The 8,466-nt window shown below is 71.2% G+C and carries 8 protein-coding genes; 6 read left to right on the top strand and 2 right to left on the bottom strand.

Annotated elements, in window-relative coordinates; all coding sequences use genetic code 11:
• Together HYV93_14105 and HYV93_14110 are read right to left on the bottom strand one after the other, a co-directional pair.
• The coding region (locus HYV93_14105) for an FAD-dependent oxidoreductase (GenBank protein MBI2527102.1) at nucleotides 1-732 on the bottom strand (732 nt) is incomplete at its 3' end.
• Nucleotides 733-738: 6 nt separating this feature from the next.
• Complete coding sequence (locus HYV93_14110; GenBank protein MBI2527103.1) at nucleotides 739-933, bottom strand: hypothetical protein; 195 nt, start codon at nucleotides 931-933, stop codon at nucleotides 739-741.
• A gap of 210 nt (nucleotides 934-1,143) precedes the next feature.
• Here HYV93_14110 and HYV93_14115 point away from each other — a divergent pair, with 210 nt between their 5' ends.
• The 6 genes from HYV93_14115 (at nucleotide 1,144) to HYV93_14140 (ending at nucleotide 8,248) form a co-directional block, all read left to right on the top strand.
• On the top strand, nucleotides 1,144-2,319 hold the full coding sequence (locus tag HYV93_14115) for an FAD-binding oxidoreductase (GenBank protein ID MBI2527104.1): 1,176 nt from the start codon (nucleotides 1,144-1,146) through the stop codon (nucleotides 2,317-2,319).
• Between the two features lie 245 nt (nucleotides 2,320-2,564).
• Nucleotides 2,565-3,626 (top strand): extracellular solute-binding protein, encoded by a 1,062-nt coding sequence (locus HYV93_14120; protein MBI2527105.1) that lies wholly within the window; start codon nucleotides 2,565-2,567, stop codon nucleotides 3,624-3,626.
• The gene (locus HYV93_14125; GenBank protein ID MBI2527106.1) at nucleotides 3,623-4,471 is read left to right on the top strand and encodes an ABC transporter permease; all 849 of its coding nucleotides are present in this window, start codon (nucleotides 3,623-3,625) and stop codon (nucleotides 4,469-4,471) included. The genes HYV93_14120 and HYV93_14125 overlap by 4 nt, the downstream gene beginning before the upstream one ends.
• A 2-nt stretch (nucleotides 4,472-4,473) precedes the next feature.
• Nucleotides 4,474-5,259 carry an ABC transporter permease gene (locus HYV93_14130; protein ID MBI2527107.1) on the top strand — a complete coding sequence of 262 codons (786 nt, stop codon included), beginning with the start codon at nucleotides 4,474-4,476 and terminating at the stop codon, nucleotides 5,257-5,259.
• 91 nt (nucleotides 5,260-5,350) lie between these two features.
• Nucleotides 5,351-6,424 (top strand): ABC transporter ATP-binding protein, encoded by a 1,074-nt coding sequence (locus HYV93_14135; GenBank protein ID MBI2527108.1) that lies wholly within the window; start codon nucleotides 5,351-5,353, stop codon nucleotides 6,422-6,424.
• Nucleotides 6,425-6,505: 81 nt separating this feature from the next.
• Nucleotides 6,506-8,248, top strand: a complete 1,743-nt coding sequence (locus tag HYV93_14140) for a gamma-glutamyltransferase (protein ID MBI2527109.1) — start codon at nucleotides 6,506-6,508, stop codon at nucleotides 8,246-8,248.
• The last annotated feature ends 218 nt before the right edge of the window (nucleotides 8,249-8,466 follow it).

Below are 8,466 nucleotides of genomic sequence, written 5' to 3' on the forward strand. Positions count from 1 at the left end.
CCAGAACTCCCGGTCCCGGCCCAGGAAGTACCCCTTCTCCTCGATGACCGTGTTCCACGGCGTCGTCGTCAGCGCGAACCAGACCGGGATCACCTTGCCGTCCGAGTAGGGCGTGACGCTCTCGGCCATTCCCTTGCCGGCCCGTCGAATGGCCGGGCCGAGGTCGACGCCCTCGAGGGTGAAGACGACGCTGGCCGGCTGGATCTTGCCATCACCCGGCCGACCGACCTCGAAGGGAATTCCCGCGCCGGCGGCGAGATCGCCGTTCCCGGTCGCGTCGATGAAGATGTCGCCCTCGATCTCCCCGAGCCCGTCGGCGGCCGGAACCTGAAGGGACTCGATCGTGCTCCCGCGCAGCTGGACCGCGCTCACCGGGGACTGGAACCGGATGTCGACGCCGGCCTCGGCAAGCATGGTGAAGGCCACCAGCTTCACCATCTCGACGTCGACCGGGGTGGTGGAGTACATGTGGGCGTTCCGGATGGCCACGGGGCCAGGGCTGGCCCCGACCTGCTGCATCCGGCGGATGAACTCCGCCGGGATCCCCTCGATCACGCGCTTGCCCTGCCGGTTCTCGAAGGTGTGCATGCAGAGGCCCAACGTCATGTTGCCGCCGAGAAAGCTGTGCCGCTCGAGCAGGGTGACGCGCGCCCCCATGCGGGCTGCGGCCAGCGCCGAAGCGATCCCCGACGGCCCTCCACCCACGACGACGACCTGCGCCGATGGGCCCATGGCTGGTCATCTCCCTCCGGCCAGCGAGTTCTGGTACTTCTTGCAGTAGACCGTTGCGGCCTCTCGCGAGGCTGGAGCGATGGTAGCACATACGCCTCCGGGGGCCCCGTCCCCGAGCATGGCCGTGGGCATCTCCATGCCCCGGCAGCCGGCGGGGTGCACCACGATGGTCGGCTCGAACTGGACGAACTCCATGTCCACGAGGCGCGCGCCGGCCCTAGGTGATCCGGGGGCCAACGCAGATTGACATCGTCACCGATCCTGGCTGTCGCTCGAGCCTAGCACAGGGCGGCCTGTCCGGGCCCGCGTGTCAATGCCGGCGAGGGGATCGCGCGCTCCGCCACGGTGGGGGAATGCGACTGGAAGATCCCACTTGTCGGGACCGCCGGGCCGGACTACGATGCATCCGCCATGGACCGGGGCGACGCGGTCGTGATCGGCGGGGGCGTGATGGGGGCGAGCATCGCCTACCATCTCGCGCGGCGCGGCGTCGGCCGCACCGTCCTCCTCGAGAAAGCGACGGTCTGCTCGGGCACCTCCGCCAAGTCGTCCGCCATCGTCCGCACGCACTACACCACACGCCCCACGGCCACGATGGCGCTCCTGGCGCGCCGCATGATGGAGACGTTCCGCGAAGACGTGGGGGCCGAGTGCGGCTTCGTGCGCACGGGCATGCTCGTGATCGGCACCGCGGAGGGCCGCGACGGCATGGCCCAGACCGTGGCGATGAACCGGGAGCTCGGCATCGAGACCGGCTTCGTGAGTCGCGAGGAGGCGCGGCGCATCGATCCCCTTGTCGATCCGCCCGAGGGCGCGCCGATCGTCTACGAACCCCGGTCCGGGTACGGAAACCCCCACGACGTGGCGCAGAGCTACGCCCGGCGCTTCGTGGAGCTTGGCGGCGTGCTCCACCAGGGCGCCGAGGTCACCGCCATCGACACCGCCGGCGGCCGCGTCAGGGCCGTGCGCAGCACGGGCGGCGACGTCACGGCCGGCGCGGTCGTGATCGCGGCCGGGCCGTGGGCCCAGCGCGTGGGCCGGCTCGCCGGCATCGACTTGCCCGTCGCCGCCTATCGCGAGTCCATCGTGACGCTCCACCCGCGCGTGCCTTACGGCAATGACCATCCCGTCGTCGCCGACCTCGGCAACGGCGTCTACTTCCGCCCCGAGACGGGCGGTTTCATCCTCCTCGGCAGCACGCGGGAGCCCCCTGAGCCCCCGGGCGACCCCGATCGCTACGAGGACCGCCCGTACCCCGCGTACGTGGAGGACGTGGTGGGGCGCCTGGCGCGAGTCATGCCGGCGGCCGTCGACGCCGAGATCGCCGGCGGCTGGTCCGGGATGTACGAGGTCACACCGGACTGGAATCCCATCATGGGGCAGGCGGCGGGCCTCGACGGGCTCTATTACTGCGTCGGCTTTTCCGGGCACGGGTTCAAGCTGTCGCCCGCGGCCGGGCTGCTGATGGCCGAGCTGATGGCCGCCGGCCGCGCCTCCACGCTCGACCTCTCGCCGTACCGCCTCGAGCGCTTCGCCGAGGGGCACGCGTTCCGGATCGCCTATCCGCAGGCGAGCGTGATCGCCTGACGCGCGCGATGGCCTCCCGGCCGGACGTCGTCCTGGACGGCGGCGGTGGGACTGGCGTCGGCTCGGCCGACTGTCTCGCCGAGCGCGGCCTCGCCGCCGCCGCGCGGCCAGGCGGCTTCTGCACCGAGGGCGGGTTGTCATCGGTGTGATCCGGGGGCAGGGACGCCCTCGGGGCCCCTCGGGGCGGGGGACGCGGGGCCGGAACGTGCGTGTGCAGTTCCTACGTTCTCGCGAGGAGGGTCAGCATGAAGGGCACCGTCGTGAGCCGCCGTCACTTCATCGCGGGCGCTGCCGCGGCCGCCGGGGCCGCCGGGCTCTCCGGGCTGCCGCGCGCGGCCGTCGCGCAGGCGAAGCCGAAGAGCCTGGTCTACTCCACCTACGGGGGCGACTACGGCAAGTGGGTGAAGGACGGGTTCGAGGACCAGTTCACCAGGGCCACCGGCATCGCGCTCGTCCACGACGTGGGCCAGAACCCTGAACGCTACCAGAAGCTCAAGGCCCACAAGGACAGCCCGAAGTTCCACATCGTCCACCTTCAGGACAGGTTCCTCTACCTCGCCGCGCGCGATGGGCTCCTCGAGACCATCGACTACGCGAAGGTGCCGAACGCTGCGCCGATCCCCGCGCTCTTCAAGGCGTCCCAGTGGCTGCACTACGTGTACCTGTCGATCGGGATCATCTACAACGCGAAGGCGGTGGGCGACCGCCCGCCCAAGAACTGGGAAGACCTTCTCGACCCTCGCTACAAGGGCAAGATCTTCGTCGACGACTTCCAGCACTTCGGCCTCCACGCGGTGGTCGCCATCGCGCTCGCGCAGGGCGGCAGCTACGCGAACATGGACCCCGGCTTCAAGTTCATCCGCAAGATGAAGGAGACGCTCGCGCCGCGCTTCATCTCGACATCGCAGGAGGGTATGAAGCTCCTGCAGACCGGTGAGGTCCACGCCGCCATCTGGCAGCAGGCGCGCGCCTTGCGCCTCAAGCGCCAGGGGCAGCCCATCGAGTACGTGGTGCCGCAGACCGGCGACGTCGCGGTGACCTACGGCAACGGCATCGTGAGGGGTGCCGGCCACAAGGAGTGGGCGGAGGCGTTCCTCGACGTCACCGCGGACCCGAAGCTCCAGGGCACGTTCGTGTCCGGGGAGATCCAGGCGAACCCGACGCACCCGCAGGCGACGCCGACGCCGGAGATCGCGAAGCTGATCGCCCGGCCGGCCGGCGCGAAGCAGTTCACGCTGGACTACGCCGAGGTGCTTCCGCGCCTCGACGAGTGGACGCGGCGCTGGAACAAGGAAATCGCGGGGTGAGGCGCGGGGCGCTCCTCGCCGTCGCGCCCGCGCTCACCCTGGTCCTCCTGGTCTTCTTCGCGCCGCTGGCACTGCTCCTGTCGTACAGCCTGCTCGGGTATGCCGGCTGCCGGGTGGTCTCCGCGCTGACGCTCGGCCACTACACGGCGCTCGTCACGGACCCGTTCTACCTGCGCATCATCGGCCGGACGTTCGCCGTCGCGCTCACCACGACGCTCCTCTCGGTCGTCCTGGGCTACCCCATCGCCTGGCAGATCGCGCGGACGCGCTCGCGCCTCCGCCCGCTGATGGTGCTCGCCGTCGTCGCGCCGCTCCTGGTGGGCGGCGTGATCCGAGGGTACGGGTGGATGCTGATCCTCGACGACGGCGGCCTCGCCAATGGACTGCTCGTGCGACTCGGTATGATCGCCGCCCCGACGAAGCTGCTGTTCAACTTCACGGGGCTCGTCATCACCATGGTCGAGGTCATGCTGCCGTTCTTCGTGCTTCCGCTGGTCGGCGTGCTCTCGAACCTGGATCCCGCACTCGAGCGCGCGGCGCTCAGCATGGGAGCGAGCCGGCTCCAGACGTTTCTCGAGGTGACGCTGCCGCTCTCGCTCGTCGGCGTCGTCGGCGGCGCGTCGATCGTGTTCAGCCTGGCCGCCAACATCTTCGTCATCCCGCGCATCATCGGCGGCCCCAGCTACCTCCTGATGTCGACGCTGGCCTACCAGCAGATCGGCAGCGTCGGGAACTGGCCGTTCGGCTCGGCGGTCGCGACCTTCATGCTGGCGGCCACGCTGGCCGTGCTCGTCGTCGGCAACCGCGCGCTCATCCGGCGGTTCGGACACCAGGGAGCCGTCTGATCGTGGCAGGAGGCCGCTGGCTCGCGGCGCTGAACCTTCTCATCTACCTCTACATTCTCGCGCCGATCCTGATCGTCGCGGCCATCGCGTTCTCGGGCACGGAGTCCGTCGCCTTCCCGCCCGCCACCTACTCGCTGCGCTGGTTCGGGAAGTTCCTCGGCGAGCGGGAGCTCATGAGCTCGCTCGGGCTGAGCGTGGCGCTGGCCCTCGTGTCGTCCGGTGCGTCGCTCGTCCTGGGCACGCTCGCCGCCTTCGGCCTCGTCCGCGGCGCGATGCCGGGCCGCACCGCAGTCATGAATGCGCTGATGTCGCCGCTGATGGTGCCGGCACTCGTGACCGGGATCTCGTTCCTCCAGTACTTCGCGCTGCTCGGCGTGCCGTCGCTCCCCGCCCTGTTCCTCGGCCATACCGTCATCACCCTCCCGTACGTCGTCCGCACGATCGCGGCGAGCCTCGAGAACTTCGACATCGAGCTGGAGCACGCGGCGGTGAGCCTCGGCGCGGACCGGCTCGCCGCCATCCGGAAGGTCACGCTGCCGATGCTCGCGAACAGCGTCGCCGCCGCCGTGCTGTTCTCGTTCATCGTCTCGTTCGAGAACCTGCCCGTGGCCCTGTTCCTGTCCGACCCGTTCAGCGTCACGCTCCCGATGCGCATCTACAGCTACATCGAGTGGGTGTTCGATCCGACCGTCGCCGCGGCGTCGGCGATCCAGGTCGTGGTGGTCGTCGTGCTCGTGCTCGTCGTGGAGCGGCTCGTCGGAGTCTCGCGTCTGATCGCCCTGCGATGAGGACGACGGTCCGCGTGCGCGCGTTCGCGCCGGGGCGGGGGCGCTCGACCGCGGCCGCGTCCCGGCTCGGCGGCGCCGAGGACTGACGCCGATGCAGGTCGTCGTCTGCAACCTGACGAAGCGATACCCGGGCACCGTGGCCGCCGCCGACGTGTCGTTCGAGGTGCCCAAGGGGAAGCTGCTCACGCTGCTGGGGCCGAGCGGGTCCGGCAAGACGACCACGCTCATGATGATCGCGGGCTTCGTTACCCCCGACCGTGGGCGCATCGAGGTCGCCGGGCGGGAGGTGACGTCGCTGCCGCCCAACAAGCGCGACCTCGGCGTCGTCTTCCAGTCCTACGCGGTCTTCCCGCACAAGACCGTCTTCGAGAACGTCGCCTTCCCGCTCGGGATCCGGAAGGTGCCGCGCGCCGAGATCGTCCGCCGTGTGACCCGGATGCTCGAGCTCGTGAAGCTCGGCGACTTCGGAGACCGCGGCGTCGGGACGCTGTCCGGCGGGCAGAAGCAGCGGGTCGCGCTCGCGCGGGCGCTCGTCTTCGAGCCGCCGGTGCTCCTGATGGACGAGCCGCTCGGCGCGCTCGACAAGAAGCTGCGCGAGCACATGCAGGTCGAGATCAAGAGCCTCCAGGAGTCGCTCGGCGTGACGGCGATCTACGTCACGCACGACCAGGCCGAGGCGCTGTCGCTGTCCGACACGATCGCGGTGATGAACGAGGGCCGTCTCGTGCAGCTCGGCACGCCGGCCGAGCTGTACGAGGAGCCCGCGAGCCGCTTCGTCGCCGACTTCCTGGGCGGCGTCAACCTGTTCGCGGCGAGCGATGCGGCGGAGGCCGGCGACGGCTTCGTCGCGACCCTCGCCGGCGGTGTTCGCGCGCCGTGCCACTTCCCGGGGAAGAGCGCCGGGGCGCCGCCCGGGTCGCGGCGGTGGCTCGGCATCCGCCCGGAGCGCGTCCGTCTCTGCGCCGACGGGGCGGCAGGCGTTCTCTTCGCGGCGAGGGTCGTGAAGCGCGTGTATCTCGGTGAGGCGATGCAGTACGAGGTCCGGCCGCATGCAGGCACGACGCTGATCGCGAAGCTGCCCCTGGCCGGGGCGCCTCGCGTGTGGGAGATCGGCGCGACCGTCGGCGTGACGTGGACCCCGCGCGACGCGTGGCTGCTGGAGTGACGGCGACGTCCCGATGGTCGGCGGTTCGCCAGCCGGGCGGCGGGCGTCCGGCGGGCCCTCGGAGGACAGAAGGAGACCGCGATGGGAGAGCAGGTGCGAGAGAGCTTCCGTCCAACCGTCATCGGCCGTCACTACGCGGTGGCGACCGGCCACTACCTGGCGACCGCGGCCGCCGTCCGCGTGCTGGAGCGGGGCGGCAACGCGATCGACGCGGGCGTCACGGCCGCGATGGCGCTCGCCGTCGTGCAGCCGGACATCGTCTGCTTCGCCGGCGTCGCGCCCACGCTGATCTACCTCGCGAACGAGCGCCGCGCGGTCAGCTTCTCCGGCGTCGGCCACTGGCCCGCGAAGACGGACGTCGAGCGGCTGCGCGTGGAAGGCGGCGGCCACGTGCCGGAGGGGCTGCTGCGCACCGTCGTCCCCGTGGCGCCGGCGGTGAACATCGCGGCACTCCGCCGCTACGGCACGATCTCGTTCGAGGAGGCGGCCACGCCGGCGATGGAACTGGCGCGCGACGGCTTCGCCATGTACCCGATGCTGCGCCACACGATCGACACGCAAGCGGCGCGCTTCGCGCGCTGGCCCGAGAACAGGCGGATCTTCCGGCCCGGTGGCTGCACGCCGCGTCTCGGGGACCGCTTCGTCCAGGCGGACCTCGCCCGCACGATCGCCGGCATGATCGAGGCCGAGCGGCGCGGGCACGGCGGCCGGGCCGCCAAGCTCGGGGCCGCGCACGACCATTTCTACCGCGGCCCCGTCGCCCGCACGATCGCGAGCTACCACGCCGCGAACGGCGGCTTCCTCACGCTCGACGACCTCGCGAGCTACGAGGCGACCCTGGAGGAACCCCTCGCGTGCACGTATCGCGGGCTCACGGTGCTCGCCTGTGACACCTGGTGCCAGGGCATCACGCTCCTCGAGGCGCTGAAGATCCTCGAAGGCACCCCCGTCGCGACGCTCAGCCACAACGCGCCCGCGTACGTGCATGCGGTGGTCCAGGCGCTCGATCTGGCGTTCGCGGACCGCGAGGCGTTCTGCGGCGACCCGGCGTTCGTGAAGGTGCCGGCGGCCGGGCTCGTGTCGGACGGCTACGCCGCGGTCCAGCGAGCGCGCCTCGATCCGGCGCGTGCGTTCGCGGCGATGCCGTCGCCCGGGGAGCCGTGGGCTCACCAGGGAGTGGCCGGCGCCGCCCGCGTCGACGTGGCGATCGCGGGTTCGGCGGGGCCCGTCCCGACGTCGCTCGACACGATCCACGCCTCGATCGTCGACCGCTGGGGCAACGCGTTCTCGGTGACGCCGAGCGACACCGCGTACGACACGCCGATCATCCCCGGAACGGGGCTCGCGGTGTCGTCGCGCGGCAGCCAGGGGCGCCTCACGCCCGGTCACGCGGCCGAGGTGAAGGCGGGCAAGCGCCCGCGGCTCACCCCGACACCGGGGCTCGCGCTCCGCGACGGCGAGCTCTGCGTCTCGTTCGGCACGCCCGGGGGCGATATCCAGTGTCAGGCGATGCTGCAGGTCCTCCTGAACGTCGTGGAGTTCGGGATGCCGGTGCAGCAGGCCGTCGAGATGCCCCGCGTCGGCACCTTCAACTTCCCGAACTCCTTCGCGCCGCACGCGTACCTGCCGGCGCGCCTGTGCGTCGAGGACCGCGTCGCGGCCGGGACGATCGACACGCTCCGTGGGCTGGGCTACGACGTCGAGGTCTGGCCGGGATTCGCGTGGCAGTCGGGCGCCGTCTGCGCCGTGTATCGGGACCCGGAGACGGGGCTGCTGCACGCGGGCGCGGACCCGCGCCGTGAGGCGTACGCGGCGGCGTGGTGAGCGACGAGCGCCCCAGGTCAGCGCGGGAGGAGAGGCGGGATCGCGCCGTTCCTTATCCCCAGCGGCGGCGGGGACAAGCCCTCGGTGGACACCTGAAAACCGGCCAGTCGTGGACGGGTGAAAACCGGCCAGTGGGCGAGCGCCCCAAGCACGAGTGTTGTACTCCGAGCCCGCGTGAGAGTGCAAGCGGCCGGAGGCCGGCGGCGCGCTGAGAGCGG

The sequence above is a fragment of the Candidatus Rokuibacteriota bacterium genome (assembly GCA_016188005.1).
GTDB lineage: Bacteria > Methylomirabilota > Methylomirabilia > Rokubacteriales > CSP1-6 > UBA12499.